This window comes from Streptomyces sp. NPDC027185, assembly GCF_055567035.1.
Genome location: NZ_JBVHRF010000004.1, coordinates 315661 through 335179, shown reverse-complemented (window position 1 = coordinate 335179; position 19519 = coordinate 315661). Strand labels below are relative to the sequence as shown.

The 19519-nt window shown below is 71.8% G+C and carries 20 protein-coding genes; 19 read left to right on the top strand and 1 reads right to left on the bottom strand.

Annotated elements, in window-relative coordinates; all coding sequences use genetic code 11:
- The first annotated feature begins 10 nt into the window (after positions 1 to 10).
- From aroC to nusB, 8 genes are all read left to right on the top strand, one after another.
- The gene (gene aroC / locus ACZ4M8_RS15110) at positions 11 to 1195 is read left to right on the top strand and encodes a chorismate synthase (protein ID WP_467607143.1); all 1185 of its coding nucleotides are present in this window, start codon (positions 11 to 13) and stop codon (positions 1193 to 1195) included.
- Positions 1192 to 1746, top strand: a complete 555-nt coding sequence (locus ACZ4M8_RS15105) for a shikimate kinase (RefSeq protein WP_467607141.1) — start codon at positions 1192 to 1194, stop codon at positions 1744 to 1746. Before aroC ends, ACZ4M8_RS15105 begins: the two co-directional genes overlap by 4 nt.
- Positions 1743 to 2834, top strand: a complete 1092-nt coding sequence (gene aroB / locus ACZ4M8_RS15100) for a 3-dehydroquinate synthase (protein WP_467607138.1) — start codon at positions 1743 to 1745, stop codon at positions 2832 to 2834. Before ACZ4M8_RS15105 ends, aroB begins: the two co-directional genes overlap by 4 nt.
- A 73-nt stretch (positions 2835 to 2907) precedes the next feature.
- Entirely contained in the window at positions 2908 to 3348 is a 441-nt protein-coding gene (gene aroQ / locus ACZ4M8_RS15095) for a type II 3-dehydroquinate dehydratase (RefSeq protein ID WP_467607136.1), read from the top strand.
- Between the two features lie 306 nt (positions 3349 to 3654).
- Complete coding sequence (locus tag ACZ4M8_RS15090) at positions 3655 to 4584, top strand: Pro-rich N-terminal domain-containing protein (protein ID WP_467607134.1); 930 nt, start codon at positions 3655 to 3657, stop codon at positions 4582 to 4584.
- A gap of 107 nt (positions 4585 to 4691) precedes the next feature.
- A complete protein-coding gene (locus ACZ4M8_RS15085; protein WP_467607132.1) occupies positions 4692 to 5798 on the top strand; it encodes an aminopeptidase P family protein in 1107 nt (368 codons plus the stop codon).
- 63 nt (positions 5799 to 5861) lie between these two features.
- Positions 5862 to 6428, top strand: coding sequence for an elongation factor P (efp, locus tag ACZ4M8_RS15080; RefSeq protein WP_399093844.1), 567 nt, complete (start codon positions 5862 to 5864; stop codon positions 6426 to 6428).
- Between the two features lie 2 nt (positions 6429 to 6430).
- Positions 6431 to 6865: a transcription antitermination factor NusB gene (gene nusB, locus ACZ4M8_RS15075; protein WP_467607130.1), complete on the top strand. Its 435-nt coding sequence runs from the start codon at positions 6431 to 6433 to the stop codon at positions 6863 to 6865.
- A 216-nt stretch (positions 6866 to 7081) separates the two neighbouring features.
- Here the strand turns inward: nusB and bldD are convergent, their stop codons facing one another.
- Positions 7082 to 7582, bottom strand: a complete 501-nt coding sequence (gene bldD / locus ACZ4M8_RS15070) for a transcriptional regulator BldD (RefSeq protein ID WP_030278578.1) — start codon at positions 7580 to 7582, stop codon at positions 7082 to 7084.
- Positions 7583 to 7809: 227 nt separating this feature from the next.
- Here bldD and pyrR point away from each other — a divergent pair, with 227 nt between their 5' ends.
- The 11 genes from pyrR (at position 7810) to rpoZ (ending at position 19423) form a co-directional block, all read left to right on the top strand.
- Complete coding sequence (gene pyrR, locus ACZ4M8_RS15065; RefSeq protein ID WP_467607127.1) at positions 7810 to 8454, top strand: bifunctional pyr operon transcriptional regulator/uracil phosphoribosyltransferase PyrR; 645 nt, start codon at positions 7810 to 7812, stop codon at positions 8452 to 8454.
- 98 nt (positions 8455 to 8552) lie between these two features.
- Positions 8553 to 9536 (top strand): aspartate carbamoyltransferase catalytic subunit, encoded by a 984-nt coding sequence (locus ACZ4M8_RS15060; protein ID WP_467607125.1) that lies wholly within the window; start codon positions 8553 to 8555, stop codon positions 9534 to 9536.
- Positions 9537 to 9538: 2 nt separating this feature from the next.
- A complete protein-coding gene (locus ACZ4M8_RS15055) occupies positions 9539 to 10825 on the top strand; it encodes a dihydroorotase (RefSeq protein ID WP_467607122.1) in 1287 nt (428 codons plus the stop codon).
- A complete protein-coding gene (locus ACZ4M8_RS15050) occupies positions 10822 to 11415 on the top strand; it encodes a PH-like domain-containing protein (RefSeq protein ID WP_467607120.1) in 594 nt (197 codons plus the stop codon). The genes ACZ4M8_RS15055 and ACZ4M8_RS15050 overlap by 4 nt, the downstream gene beginning before the upstream one ends.
- On the top strand, positions 11412 to 12551 hold the full coding sequence (carA, locus tag ACZ4M8_RS15045) for a glutamine-hydrolyzing carbamoyl-phosphate synthase small subunit (protein WP_467607119.1): 1140 nt from the start codon (positions 11412 to 11414) through the stop codon (positions 12549 to 12551). Before ACZ4M8_RS15050 ends, carA begins: the two co-directional genes overlap by 4 nt.
- Positions 12544 to 15852 carry a carbamoyl-phosphate synthase large subunit gene (gene carB, locus ACZ4M8_RS15040; RefSeq protein ID WP_467607117.1) on the top strand — a complete coding sequence of 1103 codons (3309 nt, stop codon included), beginning with the start codon at positions 12544 to 12546 and terminating at the stop codon, positions 15850 to 15852. The genes carA and carB overlap by 8 nt, the downstream gene beginning before the upstream one ends.
- Positions 15853 to 15937: 85 nt before the next feature.
- Positions 15938 to 17044 (top strand): quinone-dependent dihydroorotate dehydrogenase, encoded by a 1107-nt coding sequence (locus tag ACZ4M8_RS15035; protein ID WP_467607116.1) that lies wholly within the window; start codon positions 15938 to 15940, stop codon positions 17042 to 17044.
- Entirely contained in the window at positions 17041 to 17901 is an 861-nt protein-coding gene (gene pyrF / locus ACZ4M8_RS15030) for an orotidine-5'-phosphate decarboxylase (RefSeq protein ID WP_467607114.1), read from the top strand. Before ACZ4M8_RS15035 ends, pyrF begins: the two co-directional genes overlap by 4 nt.
- 198 nt (positions 17902 to 18099) lie before the next feature.
- Entirely contained in the window at positions 18100 to 18423 is a 324-nt protein-coding gene (gene mihF, locus ACZ4M8_RS15025) for an integration host factor, actinobacterial type (protein WP_399093874.1), read from the top strand.
- Between the two features lie 37 nt (positions 18424 to 18460).
- Positions 18461 to 19078: a guanylate kinase gene (gmk, locus tag ACZ4M8_RS15020; RefSeq protein WP_399093877.1), complete on the top strand. Its 618-nt coding sequence runs from the start codon at positions 18461 to 18463 to the stop codon at positions 19076 to 19078.
- A gap of 72 nt (positions 19079 to 19150) precedes the next feature.
- Positions 19151 to 19423, top strand: a complete 273-nt coding sequence (gene rpoZ / locus ACZ4M8_RS15015) for a DNA-directed RNA polymerase subunit omega (RefSeq protein ID WP_005319902.1) — start codon at positions 19151 to 19153, stop codon at positions 19421 to 19423.
- Positions 19424 to 19519: the final 96 nt, after the last annotated feature.

Here is a 19519-nt window from a genome sequence, read left to right as displayed (position 1 = left end):
AGGAGGACCGTTGAGCAGGTTGCGTTGGCTGACGGCGGGGGAGTCGCACGGCCCCGCACTTGTGGCGACACTGGAGGGCCTCCCGGCCGGCGTCCCGATCACCACCGATCTGGTGGCGGACGCGCTGGCCAGGCGTCGGCTCGGCTACGGCCGTGGTGCCCGGATGAAGTTCGAGCGGGACGAGGTCACCTTCCTCGGCGGCGTCCGCCACGGCCGGTCGCTCGGCTCGCCCGTCGCCGTGATGGTCGGCAACACCGAGTGGCCCAAGTGGGAGCAGGTCATGGCGGCCGACCCGGTGGACGAGGCGGAGCTGGCCGAACTGGCCCGTAACGCCCCGCTGACCCGGCCCCGCCCCGGCCACGCCGACCTCGCCGGTATGCAGAAGTACGGCTTCGACGAGGCCCGCCCGGTCCTGGAGCGTGCCTCGGCCCGGGAGACCGCGGCCCGCGTCGCGCTCGGCGCGGTGGCCCGCTCCTTCCTCAAGGAGGCCGCCGGCATCGAGATCGTCAGCCACGTCGTCGAGCTGGCCGCCGCGAAGGCCCCGTACGGCGTCGTCCCCACCCCCGCCGATGTCGGGAAGCTGGACGCGGACCCGGTGCGCTGCCTGGACGCGGACGCGAGCAAGGCGATGGTCGCCGAGATCGATCAGGCCCACAAGGACGGCGACACCCTCGGCGGCGTCGTCGAGGTCCTGGCGTACGGCGTGCCCGTCGGCCTCGGCTCGCACGTCCACTGGGACCGGCGGCTGGACGCCCGGCTCGCCGGTGCGCTCATGGGCATCCAGGCGATCAAGGGCGTCGAGGTCGGCGACGGCTTCGACCTGGCGCGGGTCCCCGGCTCCAAGGCGCACGACGAGATCGTCGCCACCGAGGACGGCATCCGCCGCTCCAGCGGCCGCTCCGGCGGCACCGAGGGCGGTCTGACCACCGGCGAGCTGCTGCGGGTGCGCGCCGCGATGAAGCCGATCGCGACGGTGCCGCGGGCGCTGGCGACGGTCGACGTCACCACCGGCGAGGCCACCAAGGCGCACCACCAGCGCTCGGACGTCTGCGCCGTACCGGCCGCCGGCATCGTCGCCGAGGCGATGGTGGCGCTGGTCCTGGCGGACGCGGTGGTCGAGAAGTTCGGCGGCGACAGCGTGCCGGAGACCCGCCGCAACGTCCAGGGCTACCTCGACAACCTGGCGATCAAGTGACGCCGCGCGCCGTCCTCGTCGGCCCGCCCGGCGCGGGCAAGTCGACCGTGGGCGCGCTCCTCGCCGAGCGGCTCGGGGTCGGCTACCGCGACACCGACGCCGACATCGTCGCGGCGGCCGGGAAGCCGATCGCGGACATCTTCGTCGACGAGGGCGAGCCGCACTTCCGCGAGCTGGAGCGGCAGGCGGTCCGTACCGCCGTCGCCGAGCACCCCGGGGTGCTCTCCCTCGGAGGCGGCGCGGTCATGGACGACGCGACGCGGGCGCTGCTGCGCGGGCTGCCGGTCGTCTTCCTGGACGTCGAGCTGGCCGACGCGGTCAAGCGGGTCGGGCTGGACGCGCCGCGGCCGCTGCTCGCGGTCAACCCGCGCCGGCGCTGGCGCGAGCTGATGGAGGCCCGCCGCCCCCTGTACACCGAGGTCGCGTCCGCCGTGGTCACCACCGGCGGCCGTACCCCCGAGGACGTCGCCGCGGCGGTCCTCGACGCACTGGAGTCCGGGCCGGCCGCGGGCGAGGACCCGCGCGCCGCCCGCAGGAAGGAAGAGGAATGACGGAGCAGGCCACCCGTATCCACGTCGGCGGTACGGCGGGCAGCGAACCGTACGACGTGCTCGTCGGGCGGCAGCTGCTCGGGGAGCTGCCCGGCCTGGTCGGCGACGGGGTCAAGCGCGTCGCCGTGCTGCACCCCGAGGCGCTGGCCGCCACCGGTGAGGCGCTGCGCGAGGATCTGGCCGGTCAGGGCTTCGAGGCCATCGCGATCCAGCTGCCGAACGCCGAGGAGGCCAAGACCGCCGAGGTCGCCGCGTACTGCTGGAAGGCGCTCGGGCAGACCGGCTTCACCCGCAGCGACGTCATCGTCGGCGTCGGCGGCGGCGCCACCACCGACCTCGCGGGCTTCGTCGCGGCCACCTGGCTGCGCGGGGTGCGCTGGATCGCGGTGCCGACCACCGTCCTGGGCATGGTGGACGCCGCGGTCGGCGGCAAGACCGGTATCAACACCGCCGAGGGCAAGAACCTCGTCGGCGCGTTCCACCCGCCGGCCGGGGTGCTCTGCGACCTCGCGGCCCTCGACTCGCTGCCGGTGCACGACTACGTGTCCGGGCTCGCCGAGGTCATCAAGGCCGGTTTCATCGCCGACCCGGGCATCCTCGACCTCATCGAGGCCGACCCGGAGGCCGCGAAGCGCCCCGACGGGCCGCACACCCAGGAGCTGATCGAGCGGGCGATCCGGGTCAAGGCCGAGGTGGTCTCCGCGGACCTCAAGGAGTCCGGCCTGCGGGAGATCCTCAACTACGGCCACACCCTGGCGCACGCCATCGAGAAGAACGAGCGGTACAACTGGCGCCACGGTGCGGCCGTCTCCGTCGGCATGGTCTTCGCCGCCGAACTCGGCCGCATCGCCGGCCGGCTGGACGACGCGACCGCCGACCGCCACCGCGCGGTCCTCGGCTCCGTCGGCCTGCCGCTGACCTACCGCGGCGATCAGTGGCCCAAGCTGCTGGACACCATGAAGGTCGACAAGAAGTCCCGCGGCGACCGGCTGCGCTTCATCGTCCTGGACGGTCTGGCCAGGCCCACCGTCCTGGAGGGCCCGGACCCGGCCATGCTGCTCGCCGCGCACGCGGAGATCGCCGCGTGAACGAGCGGAGCGGGAACGCCGTCAAGAGGTACGCCCCCGGCGCACGCCGGGCCGAGCGGAGCGAGGGATGGGCATGAGCCGCCGGGTACTGGTCCTCAACGGCCCCAACCTCGGCCGCCTCGGCTCCCGTGAGCCGGACGTCTACGGCGCCACCTCCTACGCGGGCCTGGTCGCGGAGTGCGCCCGGCTCGGCGAGGAGCTGGGCCTGGAGCCCGAGGTGCGGGAGACCAACGACGAGGGCGAGATGGTCCGCTGGCTGCACGAGGCCGCGGACGGCGCGATCCCGGTGGTCATCAACCCCGGCGCGTTCACGCATTACTCGTACGCCATGCGGGACGCGGCGGCGCAGCGCACCGCCCCGCTGGTCGAGGTGCACATCTCGAACCCGTACGCCCGCGAGGAGTTCCGCCACAACTCGGTCATCGCGGCGGTGGCCAGCGGTACGGTCGCCGGCTTCGGCATCGGCTCCTACCGTCTCGCGCTGCGCGCCGTCGCCGAGGAACTGACCGGCTGACGCCGTCCGGACCGGGCCGCGCCGCCGCGTCGGCCCGGCCCGGGGCCGGGCGCGCCCCGGGCCGGCCGACGCCGTCGCGCACCCGTGTTCGCCGGGCGCTGCGCCCGGTGGGCGGCGGGATTTTCCGGATACGCCCGGTGTGGCACCTTCCGCCGCCTCCGGCCGTTCACACCGTGAGCGCCGGGGGCGGTACCGTTCGTCAGCAGTACCGCACGGCCGCGGCCACGGCGCCGGACCGGCCCGCCCGGCGGGCGCCCGGCATCCGCGCACCGCACCCAGTCGATCCCACGAGACGGAGACCACCGGATGCAGTACGCAGTGGGGGCTCCGCTGCCGCCCCGCCACCAGACGCAGGAGCAGGGGGCGACCCTGAGCTGGACCCCCGGCCCCGGCCACTCCGTGCCGCCGGGCCCGCCGCCGTCGCCGTCCGGCCCGCACCCGGGCACCGTCCCGCCCGGGTCCGGTCATCCGGGCACTCCGCAGCCGGGCGCCGCGCCCACGGGCACCGGCCATCCGGGCACCGCGCAGCCGGGGTGGAGCGCCCCGGCGCCGCACTCCGCGCCGCCCGTCGCGGACACCACGGGCACCGCCGGGGCCACCGGCCACGTCCAGCTGCCGCCCGGCGCCCCCGTCGCGCTGCCCAGCCCCCCGCCCGGCACCACCGTCCCGGACGCCGCGCACACCGCCGTCGCCGTGCTGCTCATAGGCCCGGCGGGGGCGGGCAAGACGAGCGTCGCCCGTCACTGGGCCGACTGCCGCCGGGTGCCCACCGCGCACATCAGCCTCGACGACGTCCGCGAATGGGTGCGCTCCGGCTTCGCCGACCCGCAGCAGGGGTGGAACGACCACTCCGAGGCCCAGTACCGCCTCGCCCGCCGCACCTGCGGATTCGCCGCCCGCAACTTCCTCGCCAACGGCATCTCCTGCATCCTCGACGACGCCGTCTTCCCCGACCGCCCGGTGGTCGGCCTCGGCGGCTGGAAGCGCCATGTGGGCCCGGGGCTGCTGCCGATCGTGCTGCTGCCCGGCCTGGAGATCGTCCTGGAGCGCAACGCCCGCCGCAGCGGCAACCGCCGCCTCTCCGACGAGGAAGTGGCCCGGATCCACGGCCGGATGGCGGGCTGGTACGGCTCCGGCCTGCCGATCATCGACAACTCCCAGCACGACGTCGCCACCACCGCGCGGATGCTCGACGACGTCCTCGCCCGCAGCCTCGCCTCACCGCCCAGCTGGTGACCGGCCCGCGGCGGCGCGGGGAAGGCGGAGGCGGCCGGTCCGGGCCGGGTACCCCGCTCGGCCGCTCCCGGACGGCCGACGAGGCGATTCGCCCGTAAGCTCAGGATATGTCCGAGCTGTACGCGGCCCGGCGCACGCGGCTGCGGGACCGCTGCGCGGCGACCGGGAGCACCGCCGCCCTGATCTCGCGCCCCGCCAACGTCCGCTATCTCACCGGTTGCGCCCCCGCCGGCGCCGCACTGCTCCTGGGCCCGGCCGAGGATGTGCTCCTCTGCGGTGCCCCGCTGACCGGCGATCCCTCCGAAGGGCGCCCCGCCGAGGACGTACGCGTCACGGTGCTGCCCGCCCGCGGCGGCGACCCCGTCGTGGCCGGTGCGGATCTGGCGGTGAAGACCGGCGCCGCCACCCTCGCCGTCGAGGAACACCATCTGACCGTCGCCCGGCACCGGGCGCTCGGCCGTGTCGCGCCGCGGTTGCGCCTGTCCGATGTGGCCTGCGCCGTCGAGGCCCAGCGGCTGGTCAAGGACGACGACGAGATCTCCTGTCTGCGTATCGCCGCGGAGATCACCGACCAGGCGCTCGGCGAACTCCTGGAGTCGATCCTGGTCGGCCGCACCGAGCGGCATCTCGCCCTGGAGCTGGAGCGCCGGCTCGTCGACCACGGGGCGGACGGCCCCGCCTTCGCCACCTCGGTGGCGACCGGCCCGCACTCCGGGCGGCCGGGGCATCTGCCCACCGACCGCCGGGTCGAGGAGGGCGACTTCCTGAGCGTCGGTCTCGGCGCGAACTACCGCGGCTACCGCTGCGAGATCGGCCGCACCTTCGTCATCGGCACCACCCCGGCGGACTGGCAGATCGAGCTCTACGATCTTGTTTTCGCAGCCCAGCGGGCCGGCCGGGAGGCGCTGGCGCCGGGTGTGGAGTGCCGTGAAGTGGACCGGGTGACCCGTCATCTGCTGGAATCCGCAGGGCACGGTGAGCGCCTCGGACCATGGACCGGGCACGGCGTGGGGCTCGAAATCGATGAGGACCCGCAGTTGTCGCCTGCGGCCATGGGTAAACTGGACGCTTGCGTGCCGGTCACCGTCGAGCCAGGGGTCCACATCCCGGGCCGTGGGGGTGTCCGGATCGACGACACCCTCGTCGTCCGCCCCGAGGCGGACGGCGGACCCGAGCTACTCACGATCACTACCAAGGAGCTGCTCGCCCTGTGAGCCACCGGGCTCGCTGCGGGCGGTTTCTCGGTACCCACCTGCAGTCCAGGAGATTCCGCAACCGTGGCTTCCACGAACGACCTCAAGAACGGCATGGTGCTCAAGCTCGAAGGCGGCCAGCTCTGGTCCGTCGTCGAGTTCCAGCACGTCAAGCCCGGTAAGGGCCCGGCCTTCGTCCGCACCAAGCTCAAGAACGTGCTGTCCGGCAAGGTGGTGGACAAGACCTTCAACGCCGGCGTCAAGGTCGAGACGGCCACCGTCGACAAGCGCGGGATGCAGTTCTCGTACATGGACGGCGAGTACTTCGTCTTCATGGACATGGACACCTACGACCAGCTCATGGTCGACCGCAAGGCCGTCGGCGACGCCGCGAACTTCCTTCTGGAGGGCTTCGAGGCCGTCGTGGCGCAGCACGAGGGCGAGGTGCTCTACGTCGAGCTGCCCGCCGCCGTCGAGCTGGTCATCGCGGAGACCGAGCCCGGCGTCCAGGGCGACCGCTCCACCGGTGGCACCAAGCCCGCCAAGCTGGAGACCGGCTACGAGATCCAGGTGCCGCTCTTCATCACGACCGGCGAGAAGATCAAGGTCGACACCCGCTCCGGTGAGTACCTCGGCCGGGTGAACAGCTAACCGTGGCCGCCCGTAACAAGGCCCGTAAGCGCGCCTTCCAGATCCTCTTCGAGGCCGATCAGCGCGGGGCCGACGTGCAGTCCGTGCTCGCGGACTGGATGCGGCACGCCCGGACCGACCCGCGGCAGCCGCCGGTCAACGAGTTCACCCTGGAGCTCGTCGAGGGGTATGCGGACCACGTCTCCCGCATCGACGAACTGCTCGACACCTACTCCGTCGACTGGCCGCTGGACCGGATGCCCGTCGTCGACCGCAACATCCTCCGGCTCGCCTCGTACGAGCTGATCTGGGTGGACGCGACGCCCGACGCCGTGGTGATCGACGAGGCGGTGCAGCTGGCCAAGGAGTTCTCCACGGACGACTCCCCGGCCTTCGTCAACGGTCTGCTGGGCCGGCTGAAGGATCTGAAGCCGAGCCTGCGGCGCGAGACGCGATAGCGGCACGTCCGGGGCCCACCCGGCGGCATCCGTGAAGGGCCCGGAGCGCGCGGTACGGCGCTCCGGGCCCTTCACGCCGCCCGGCCGCCCCTTCGAGGGCCGGTGAGCCCGGCCCCGCCCGCCGTACGGGCCGCTCGCGGTCCGTGGAGAACGACGAAACCGCCGCCCTGGCACTCCGGGGACGGCGGTTTCTCGGTTCTGCGGCGGGGGAGCGGCTCAGAGGTCGTCGTGGGCGACCGCGCGGCGCGCGTCGGCGTCCAGCACGCCCCAGCTGATCAGCTGCTCGGTCAGGACCGAGGGGGACTGGTCGTAGATCACCGCGAGGGTGCGCAGGTCGTCCTGGCGGATGGAGAGGACCTTGCCGTTGTAGTCGCCGCGCTGGCTCTGGATCGTGGCGGCGTAGCGCTGGAGCGGACCGGCCTTCTCCTGCGGGACGTGGGCGAGACGCTCCAGGTCCAGCACCAGCTTCGGCGGGGGCTCGGCGGCGCCGCCGGGCGTCGTGCCGGGCAGCAGCTCCTGCACGGGCACGCCGTAGAAGTCCGCCAGCTCGGCGAGGCGCTGCACCGTCACGGCGCGGTCACCGCGCTCGTACGAGCCGACGACCACGGCCTTCCAGCGGCCCTGCGACTTCTCCTCGACACCGTGGAGCGAGAGGCCCTGCTGGGTGCGGATGGCGCGGAGCTTGGCCCCGAGCTGTTTGGCGTATTCGCTGGACATAAAGCTCCCCAGACACCTGAATCGAATCGATATGCGGCACCGCCGCGCGGCTGGTAACTCACTGTGAGGTTACGCAGCGTAATCCTCGTTCGTCAAGCCGGGGCGGTCAGCAGGGGCTTTCCGGGGGGTGCCCGAGGGGTCGCGGACGGCCCTGCTAGCCTGTACGGCGGTACATCCGACGTCCTTTAAGGTCCGTCCCGTGAGGCGGAGAAGGAGGTCCGTTTCGTATGGACGCAAGCAATTCCGACGTACGCGCATCCGGTCACGCACCGGACGTGGCTCCGCAGCCCCCCGCCCGCCCGGTGCTCGAAGGCCCGGACATCGCGCGGATGCTGACCCGCATCGCCCACGAGATCGTCGAGCGCGCCAAGGGCGCCGACGACGTGGTGCTCCTGGGTATCCCGACCCGTGGCGTCTTCCTCGCCCGGCGGCTCGCCGCCAAGCTGGCGGAGATCACCGGCCGCGAGATTCCGGTCGGCTCGCTCGACATCACCATGTACCGCGACGACCTGCGCCTGGGGCCCGCCCGCGCGCTCGCCCGCACCGAGATCCCCGGTGACGGCATCGAGGGCCGCGTCGTCCTCCTCGTCGACGACGTGCTCTTCTCCGGCCGCACCATCCGCGCCGCCCTGGACGCGCTGAACGACATCGGCCGGCCCCGCGCCGTCCAGCTCGCCGTGCTCGTCGACCGCGGCCACCGCGAGCTGCCGATCCGCGCCGACTACGTCGGCAAGAACCTCCCCACCTCGCTGCGGGAGACCGTCAAGGTCCAGCTCACCGAGGAGGACGGCCGTGACGCCGTGCTGCTCGGCACCCGTCCCGCCGACGACACCGCGTCGGCCGAGCGGCCCGCCCGGACCGGCGAGCGCTAGCGCGGCCCCCGCACGGACCCGGTACGCCCGGGGCCGTGCCGCTGCCTGCCCTCCCGGCGGACATACCCGTACGCCTTTCTCAACCACGGAGAAACCGGATGAAGCGTCACCTCATCTCGGCCGCCGACCTCACGCGCGACGACGCCGTCCTGATCCTCGACACCGCCGAGGAGATGGCCCGGGTCGCCGACCGGCCGATCAAGAAACTTCCCACCCTGCGCGGACGCACCGTCGTCAACCTCTTCTACGAGGACTCGACCCGGACGCGGATCTCCTTCGAAGCCGCCGCCAAGCGCCTCTCCGCGGACGTCATCAACTTCTCCGCCAAGGGCTCGTCGGTCTCCAAGGGCGAATCGCTCAAGGACACCGCCCTCACCCTGGAGGCGATGGGCGCCGACGCCGTCGTCATCCGCCACCACGACTCCGGCGCCCCGCACCGGCTGGCCACCTCCGACTGGATCGGCGGCTCCGTCGTCAACGCCGGTGACGGCACCCACGAGCACCCCACCCAGGCGCTGCTGGACGCGTTCACCATGCGCCGCCGCCTGGTCGGCGCGGACGCCGGGCTCGGCAAGGATCTCTCCGGCCGCCGCATCACGGTCGTCGGCGACATCCTGCACAGCCGCGTCGCCCGCTCCAACGTCCATCTGCTCACCACGCTCGGCGCCGAGGTCACCCTCGTCGCGCCGCCCACGCTGGTGCCGATCGGCGTGGAGAGCTGGCCCTGCGAGGTCTCGTACGACCTCGACGCCGTCCTCGCCGCGTCCGACGCCGTGATGATGCTGCGGGTGCAGCGCGAGCGGATGAACGCCGCCTTCTTCCCGACCGAGCGTGAGTACGCCCGCCGCTACGGGCTGGACGGCGAGCGCATGGCCCGGATGCCCGAGGACGCGATCGTGATGCACCCCGGCCCGATGAACCGCGGTATGGAGATCACCGCCGAGGTCGCCGACTCGCCGCGCTGCACCGCCGTGGAACAGGTCACCAACGGTGTCAGCATCCGGATGGCCGTCCTCTACCTGCTCCTGGGCGGCAACGAACCCGCCCTCACCACCACCGCCCGCACCGAGGAGAGCAAGTAATCATGAGCAAGACCCTGATCCGCGGGGCGAAGATCCTCGGTGGCGAGCCGCAGGACGTGCTGATCGACGGCGAGCTCATCGCCGAGGTCGGTACGGGCCTGAGCGCCGAGGGCGCCCGCGTCGTCGAGGCCGGCGGCCAGATCCTGCTACCGGGCCTCGTCGACCTCCACACCCACCTGCGCGAGCCGGGCCGTGAGGACTCCGAGACCGTCCTGACGGGCACCAAGGCAGCCGCGTCCGGCGGCTTCACCGCCGTGCACGCCATGGCCAACACCTTCCCCGTCGCCGACACCGCCGGCGTCGTCGAGCAGGTCTGGCGGCTGGGCCAGGAGTCCGGCTACTGCGACGTCCAGCCGGTCGGCGCGGTCACCGTCGGCCTGGAGGGCAAGAAGCTCGCCGAGCTGGGCGCGATGCACGAATCCCGCGCCGGGGTGCGGGTCTTCTCCGACGACGGCAAGTGCGTCGACGACGCGGTCATCATGCGGCGCGCCCTGGAGTACGTGAAGGCGTTCGACGGTGTCGTCGCCCAGCACGCGCAGGAGCCGCGGCTGACCGAGGGCGCCCAGATGAACGAGGGCCTGGTCTCCGCCGAGCTGGGGCTGGGCGGCTGGCCGGCGGTGGCCGAGGAGTCGATCATCGCCCGCGATGTGCTGCTCGCCGCGCACGTCGGCTCCCGCGTCCACATCTGCCACCTCTCCACCGCCGGCAGCGTCGAGATCGTCCGCTGGGCCAAGTCCAAGGGGTGGAAGGTCACCGCCGAGGTCACCCCGCACCACCTCCTCCTCACCGATGAGCTGGTCCGCAGCTACAACCCGGTCTACAAGGTCAACCCGCCGCTGCGTACCGAGGCGGACGTGCTGGCGCTGCGCGAGGCGCTGGCCGACGGCACCATCGACTGCGTCGCCACCGACCACGCCCCGCACCCGCACGAGGACAAGGACTGCGAGTGGGGCGCGGCGGCCATGGGGATGGTCGGCCTGGAGACCGCGCTCTCCGTCGTCCAGCACACGATGGTCGACAGCGGACTGCTGGACTGGGCCGGCGTCGCCGACCGGATGTCGTTCCGCCCGGCGGACATCGGCCGCCTGTCCGGCCACGGCCGCCCCATCTCGGCAGGCGAGCCCGCCAACCTCACGCTGCACGATTCCGCTTACCGTGGAGTGGTGGACCCCGCGGGCTTCGCCTCCCGCAGCCGCAACACCCCCTACGAGGGCCGTGAGCTGCCGGGGCGCGTCACCCACACCTTCCTGCGGGGCCGGGCAACGGTCGTCGACGGGAAGCTGGCGTGACACCTCACCTCCTCACCTCCGCAGCGGCACAGAAGTCCGCCGAGGTCACCGACTGGGCCGCGCGGATCGGCTGGGTCGTCGGACTCCTGCTGTTCGTCGCGCTCCTCTACTGGCTGATGCGCCAGGGCTGGAAGTGGCGCGGCACACTCCAGAGCGATGTGCCCGCGCTTCCCACCAGCCCCGATGAGCTGGGCGAGGCGATCGCGACGGCGTCGGGCCGCTACCACGGCTCGACCACCGCCGGGCAGTGGCTCGACCGGATCGTCGCGCACGGCCTCGGCACCCGCAGCCGCGTCGAGCTGACCCTGACCGAACGGGGGCTGGACGTCGTCCGGCCCGGCGCAAGCGACTTCTTCATCCCGGCGGACGCCCTGCGTGGCGCCCGCCTCGACAAGGGCATCGCGGGCAAGGTCCTCCCCGAGGGCGGTCTGCTGATCGTCACCTGGACGCACGGCGGTACGGAGATCGATTCCGGTTTCCGCTCCGACCGGGCCGGCGACCACCCCGCCTGGGTCGAAGCGATCAACCGCCTCAGCCCCTCGCACACCACCAGCACCACCGAGCACACCGAAACGGAAGGCGCACGATGACGACCTCCACCAGGGGGAGCAAAATCCCCGCCGTTCTCGTCCTGGAGGACGGCCGCAGCTTCCGCGGCCGCGCCTACGGGGCCGTGGGGGAGACCTTCGGCGAAGCGGTGTTCTCCACCGGCATGACCGGCTACCAGGAGACGCTGACCGACCCCTCGTACCACCGCCAGGTCGTCGTCATGACCGCGCCGCACGTCGGCAACACCGGCGTCAACGACGAGGACGACGAGTCGCAGCGGATCTGGGTGGCGGGCTACGTCGTCCGCGACCCCGCCCGGATCCCGTCCAACTGGCGCGCCACGCGCTCCCTGGACGAGCAGCTCGTCGCCCAGGGCGTCGTCGGCATCAGCGGGATCGACACCCGCGCCCTCACCCGCCACCTGCGCGAACGCGGGGCGATGCGGGTCGGCATCTTCTCCGGTGACGCGCTGCCCGACGAGGGCACCATGCTCGCCAAGGTCCGCCAGGCCCCCGAGATGGCCGGCGCCGACCTCAGCGCCCAGGTCGCCACCGAGGAGACGTACGTCGTCCCGGCGGTCGGCGAGAAGCGCTTCACCGTCGCCGCCGTCGACCTCGGCATCAAGGGCATGACCCCGCAGCGGATGGCCGAGCGCGGCATCGAGGTGCACGTCCTGCCCGCCACCGCCACCGCCGAGGACGTCTACGCGGTCAATCCCGACGGCGTCTTCTTCTCCAACGGTCCGGGCGACCCGGCCACCGCGGACGGCCCCGTCGCCGTCATGCGGGAGGTCCTGGAGCGGAAGACCCCGCTCTTCGGCATCTGCTTCGGCAACCAGATCCTCGGCCGCGCCCTCGGGTTCGGCACCTTCAAGCTGAAGTACGGCCACCGCGGCATCAACCAGCCCGTCCAGGACCGGACGACGGGCAAGGTCGAGGTCACCGCGCACAACCACGGCTTCGCCGTCGACGCGCCGCTCGACAAGATCTCGGACACGCCCTACGGCCGCGCCGAGGTCACCCACGTCTGCCTGAACGACAACGTCGTGGAGGGCCTGCACCTCCTCGACCAGCCGGCGTTCTCCGTCCAGTACCACCCCGAGGCCGCCGCGGGCCCGCACGACGCGGCCTACCTCTTCGACCGCTTCGTTACGCTCATGGAGGGCCAGCGTGCCTAAGCGCACCGATATCCAGTCCGTCCTGGTCATCGGCTCCGGCCCGATCGTGATCGGTCAGGCAGCCGAGTTCGACTACTCCGGAACCCAGGCGTGCCGGGTCCTGAAGTCCGAGGGCCTGCGCGTCATCCTCGTGAACTCCAACCCGGCGACGATCATGACCGACCCGGAGATCGCCGACGCCACCTACGTCGAGCCGATCACCCCGGAGTTCGTCGAGAAGATCATCGCGAAGGAGCGCCCGGACGCGCTGCTGCCGACCCTCGGCGGCCAGACCGCCCTCAACACCGCGATCTCCCTCCACGAGGCCGGCACGCTCGACAAGTACAACGTCGAGCTGATCGGCGCCAACGTCGAGGCGATCAACAAGGGTGAGGACCGCGACCTCTTCAAGGAGGTCGTCGAAGAGGTCCGCCGCAAGATCGGCCACGGCGAGTCCGCGCGCTCGTACATCTGCCACTCGATGGACGACGTCCTCAAGGGCGTCGACGAGCTGGGCGGCTACCCCGTCGTCGTCCGCCCCTCCTTCACCATGGGCGGCGCCGGCTCCGGCTTCGCCCACAATGAGGAGGAGCTGCGCCGCATCGCCGGCCAGGGCCTCACGCTCTCCCCGACCACCGAGGTGCTCCTGGAGGAGTCCATCCTCGGCTGGAAGGAGTACGAGCTGGAGCTGATGCGCGACAAGAACGACAACGTCGTGGTCGTCTGCTCCATCGAGAACTTCGACCCGATGGGCGTACACACCGGTGACTCGATCACCGTCGCCCCGGCGATGACGCTGACCGACCGCGAGTACCAGACCCTGCGGGACATCGGCATCGCCGTGATCCGCGAGGTCGGCGTGGACACCGGCGGCTGCAACATCCAGTTCGCGGTCAACCCCGAGGACGGCCGGGTCATCGTCATCGAGATGAACCCGCGCGTCTCGCGCTCCTCGGCGCTCGCCTCCAAGGCCACCGGCTTCCCGATCGCGAAGATCGCCGCGAGGCTCGCCGTCGGCTACACGCTCGACGAGATCCCCAACGACATCACCGAGGAGACCCCGGCGTCCTTCGAGCCCACGCTCGACTACGTCGTCGTCAAGGTCCCCCGCTTCGCGTTCGAGAAGTTCCCCGCCGCGGACGCCACCCTCACCACCACCATGAAGTCGGTCGGCGAGGCCATGGCGCTGGGCCGCAACTTCACCGAGGCGCTCCAGAAGGCGCTGCGGTCGCTGGAGAAGAAGGGCAGCCAGTTCACCTTCACCGGCGAGCCGGGCGACAAGGACGAACTGCTGGTCAAGGCCCAGGTCCCGACCGACGGCCGGATCAACACCGTCATGCAGGCGATCCGCGCCGGCGCCACCCCCGGAGAGGTCTTCGACGCCACGAAGATCGACCCGTGGTTCGTCGACCAGCTCTTCCTCCTCAAGGAGGTCGCCGACGAGATCGCCGCCGCCGACCAGCTGGACGCCGGGATACTGACCGAGGCCAAGCGCCACGGCTTCTCCGACGCCCAGATCGCCGGCATCCGCGACCTGCGCGAGGACGTCGTCCGCGAGGTCCGCCACGCCCTCGGCATCCGCCCGGTCTACAAGACGGTCGACACCTGCGCCGCCGAGTTCGCCGCGAAGACCCCGTACTTCTACTCCTCCTACGACGAGGAGAGCGAGGTCGCCCCGCGCGAGAAGCCCGCGGTGATCATCCTGGGCTCCGGTCCCAACCGCATCGGCCAGGGCATCGAGTTCGACTACTCCTGCGTCCACGCCTCCTTCGCGCTCAGCGACGCCGGCTACGAGACCGTGATGGTCAACTGCAACCCGGAGACCGTCTCCACCGACTACGACACCTCCGACCGGCTCTACTTCGAGCCGCTGACGCTGGAGGACGTGCTGGAGATCGTCCACGCCGAGCAGCAGGCCGGACCGGTCGCCGGCGTCGTCGTCCAGCTCGGCGGCCAGACCCCGCTGGGCCTGGCGCAGGCGCTCAAGGACAACGGTGTACCGATCGTCGGCACCTCCCCGGAGGCCATCGACCTGGCGGAGGAGCGCGGCGCGTTCGGCCGGGTGCTGTCCGAGGCGGGACTGCCCGCCCCCAAGTACGGCACCGCCTTCTCCTTCGACGAGGCCAAGGCCATCGCCGCGGAGATCGGCTACCCGGTCATGGTCCGCCCCTCCTACGTGCTGGGCGGCCGCGGTATGGAGATCGTCTACGACGAGCCGTCGCTCGGCGAGTACCTCACCCGCCACGCCGGCCTCATCGACCAGCACCCGGTCCTCATCGACCGCTTCCTCGACGACGCCATCGAGATCGACGTCGACGCCCTCTACGACGGCACCGAGCTGTACCTCGGCGGCGTCATGGAGCACATCGAGGAGGCCGGTATCCACTCCGGCGACTCCGCCTGCGCCCTGCCGCCCATCACCCTCGGCGGCCACGACATCAAGCGGCTGCGCGCCTCCACCGAGGCCATCGCCAAGGGCGTCGGCGTCCGCGGACTGATCAACATCCAGTTCGCGATGGCCGGCGACATCCTCTACGTCCTGGAGGCCAACCCCCGCGCCTCGCGCACCGTCCCCTTCACCTCGAAGGCGACCGCGGTGCCGCTGGCGAAGGCCGCCGCCCGGATCTCCCTCGGCGCCACCATCGCCGAGCTGCGGGCCGAGGGCATGCTGCCGAAGAGCGGCGACGGCGGCACCCTGCCGCTCGACTCGCCGATCTCCGTCAAGGAAGCCGTCATGCCCTGGTCCCGCTTCCGGGACGCCTCCGGGCGCGGCGTGGACACCATCCTCGGCCCGGAGATGCGCTCCACCGGCGAGGTCATGGGCATCGACTCGGTCTTCGGCACCGCCTACGCCAAGTCGCAGTCCGGCGCGTACGGCGCGCTGCCCACCAAGGGCCGGGCGTTCGTCTCCGTCGCCAACCGGGACAAGCGGTCGATGATCTTCCCCGCCCGGGAACTCGTCGCCCACGGCTTCGAACTGCTCGCCACCTCCGGCACCGCCGAGGTGCTGCGCCGCAACGGCATCAGCGCCACCGTGGTCCGCAAGCACTCCGAGGGCGAGGGCCCGAACGGTGAGAAGACGATCGTCCAGCTGATCCACGACGGCGGCGTCGACCTCATCGTCAACACCCCCTACGGGACCGGCGGCCGCCTCGACGGCTACGACATCCGTACCGCGGCGGTCTCCCGGGGCGTGCCCTGCCTGACCACCGTCCAGGCGCTCGCCGCCGCCGTCCAGGGCATCGAGGCGATGTCCCGCGGTGACGTCGGCGTCCGCTCCCTCCAGGAGCACGCGGAGCACCTGACCGCCGCCCGCGACTGACGACCGGCCCACGAGGGGGACACCGCACTCCGGTGTCCCCCTCGTCATGGGCACCGCCGCCCCGGAGCCCCACGAGGACCCCAGCATGTACCAGACATTCTTCAACTTGATCTTCAAGCGGATGGACCCCGAGAAGGCCCACCACCTGGCCTTCGGCTGGATCAGGGCCGCCGCCCGCACACCCGTCCTGCGGACCTTCGCCGCGGCGGCGCTCGCGCCCCGTTACAAGGAGCTGCGCGTCGAGGCGCTCGGCCGCCGGATGCACGGCCCGTTCGGTCTGGCCGCCGGTTTCGACAAGAACGCCACCGCCATCGACGGTATGGCGATGCTCGGCTTCGACCACGTCGAGATCGGCACCGTCACCGCGCAGCCGCAGCCCGGCAACCCCAAGAAGCGCCTCTTCCGGCTCGTCCCGGACCGCGCGCTGATCAACCGCATGGGCTTCAACAACGACGGTTCGGCCGCCGTCGCGGAGCGCCTCGCCGCCCGCACCCCGGTCTTCCGCACCACCCTCGGCGTCAACATCGGCAAGACCAAGGTGGTCCCGGAGGAGGAAGCGGTCGGCGACTACGTCACCTCCACCGAGCGCCTCGCCGCCCACGCCGACTACCTCGTCGTCAACGTCTCGTCCCCGAACACCCCGGGGCTGCGCAACCTCCAGGCGGTCGAGCACCTCCGCCCGCTGCTGACGGCCGTCCGCGAGGCCGCCGACCGTACCGTCACCGACCGCCGCGTCCCGCTGCTGGTCAAGATCGCCCCGGACCTCGCCGACGCGGACATCGACGCCGTCGCCGACCTCGCCCTCGAACTGGGCCTGGACGGCATCATCGCCACCAACACCACCATCGCCCGCGACCCGGCGCTCACGTCCGACCCGGCGCTGCTCAACGAGGCCGGCGGGCTCTCCGGCGCACCCGTCAAGGACCGCTCCCTGGAGGTGCTGCGCCGCCTCTACGCCCGCGTCGGCGACCGCCTCACCCTCGTCGGCGTCGGCGGCATCACCACCGCCGAGGACGCCTGGCAGCGCATCCTCGCCGGTGCCACCCTGATCCAGGGCTACAGCGCCTTCATCTACGAGGGCCCCTTCTGGTGCCGCGCGCTCCACAAGGGCCTCGCCGCCCGGCTGCGCAACAGCCCGTACGCCACCCTCGCCGACGCGGTCGGCGCCGAGCACGAGCAGGTGACCGCATGACCCAGGCCCCCACCCCCTTCGGCGCGCGCCTGCGCCGCGCCATGGACGAGCGCGGTCCGCTCTGCGTCGGCATCGACCCGCACGCCTCCCTCCTCGCCGACTGGGGACTGAACGACGACGTCGCGGGGCTGGCCCGCTTCACCCGCACCGTCGTCGAGGCGCTCGGCGACCGGGTCGCCGTCCTCAAGCCGCAGTCCGCGTTCTTCGAGCGCTTCGGCTCCCGCGGCCTCGCGGTCCTGGAGACCGCCGTCGCCGAGGCGCGCGAGCGCGGCGCGCTCGTCCTGATGGACGCCAAGCGCGGCGACATCGGTTCCACCATGGCCGCCTACGCCGCCACCCACCTCGACCCGGCCTCGCCGCTCTTCTCGGACGCGGTCACGGTCAGCCCGTACCTCGGCTACGGCTCGCTGCGCCCGGCCCTGGACCTCGCCGCCACCCACGGCTGCGGCGTTTTCGCGCTCGCGCTGACCTCCAACCCGGAGGGCGCGGAGTTCCAGCGGGCGGTGCGCGAGGACGGCCGGAGCGTCGCGGCCACCGTCCTGGGCCACCTCGCCGAGGAGAACGCCACGGCCGAGGGCCTGGGCTCCTACGGCGCGGTGGTCGGCGCCACCCTCGGCGATCTCTCCGCGTTCGATCTGGCGATCAACGGTCCGCTGCTGGCGCCGGGCATCGGTGCCCAGGGCGCGACCCCCGCCGATCTGCCCACGGTCTTCGGGGACGCGGTCCGCAACGTGCTGCCGAGCGTCAGCCGGGGGGTGCTGCGGCAGGGGCCGGACGCCGGTGCGCTGCGCGATGCGGCGGCCCGGTGCGCCGACGAGGTGCGGGCGGCGATCGATCAGCAGGAGGCCCGGCAGTAGGTTTAGTCCCGATTTGTCCTGGTCGGCAGAGTCTGACCAGGACTTTTCGACTGTTCTCGCTGACTCAAGCGCTGTCGGCCGCTAGTCTCCGACGAGAGCACCGCACGTAAGAGCGTTGCTCGTTGCTCCGCTCGTGCGGGGCGACTAGGTTCCACACCGGTCCGTATCCGACAGTTCTACATCCGAGGTGACGTAGGCGTGGCTCTTCCGCCCCTTACCCCTGAACAGCGCGCAGCTGCGCTTGAGAAGGCCGCCGCGGCTCGCCGGGAGCGCGCAGAGGTCAAGAATCGGCTCAAAAACTCCGGCGTCACCCTCCACGAGGTCATCAAGCAGGGCCAGGAGAACGAGGTCATCGGCAAGATGAAGGTCTCCGCGCTGCTGGAGTCGCTGCCCGGCGTGGGCAAGGTCCGCGCCAAGCAGCTCATGGAGCGCCTGGGTATCTCCGAGAGCCGCCGCGTACGCGGCCTGGGGTCCAACCAGATTGCCGCCCTGGAGCGGGAGTTCAGCGCCTCGGCTTCCTGATTTTCCGGCACAGCCCGGAAACTGGAATAATCGCTGCATGGCTGCAACATCCCGGGGGACGACCCCCGTGCCCCCGGACGCTCGTCCGCGACTGACCGTGCTCTCCGGCCCCTCGGGGGTCGGCAAGAGCACGGTCGTCGCTCATCTGCGCAAGGTGCACCCCGAGGTCTGGCTCTCGGTTTCGGCGACGACCCGTAAGCCCCGTCCCGGAGAACAGCACGGCGTTCAGTACTTCTTCGTCGACGACGAGGAATTCGACAAGATGATCGCCAACGGTGAACTCCTGGAATGGGCGGAATTCGCGGGTAATCGCTACGGCACCCCGCGCCGCGCGGTGCTCGACCGGCTGGAGTCGGGCGAGCCCGTCCTGCTGGAAATCGACCTGCAGGGCGCCCGCCAGGTGCGCGAATCGATGACGGAGGCGCAGCTCGTCTTCCTCGCCCCGCCGAGCTGGGACGAGCTGGTCCGCCGCCTCACCGGCCGCGGTACCGAGGCGCCCGACGTGATCGAGCGCCGCCTGGAGGCCGCCACGGTCGAACTGGCCGCGGAGAAGGAATTCGATATGACGCTCGTCAACACCTCCGTCGAGGGCGTCAGCCGTGAGCTGCTAGCCTTGATGCTGCGGCGTAATGGGGACGGAAAGACCGCGGACTGACACCGCGGATCTCCGGCCCCCGCCAGAGTTTTTGCTTCACCACCGGCTTCACACCCCTTCGGAAGGCAGAGAGTGTCCTCTTCCATCACCGCGCCCGAGGGCATCATCAACCCGCCGATTGATGAGCTCCTTGAGGCCACCGATTCGAAGTACAGCCTCGTGATCTACGCGGCGAAGCGTGCGCGCCAGATCAACGCGTACTACTCGCAGCTCGGCGAGGGTCTGCTCGAATACGTCGGTCCGCTCGTCGACACCCACGTCCACGAGAAGCCCCTGTCGATCGCGCTCCGCGAGATCAACGCGGGTCTGCTGACCTCCGAGGCCATCGAGGGCCCCGCGCAGTAAGCACCGCACCACCACACCGAGGGCCCGGCAGCGCGACTGCCGGGCCCTTGGTGTGTCATGGGGGCACACCCGCCGCGGGCGGACGGCCGCCGGCCG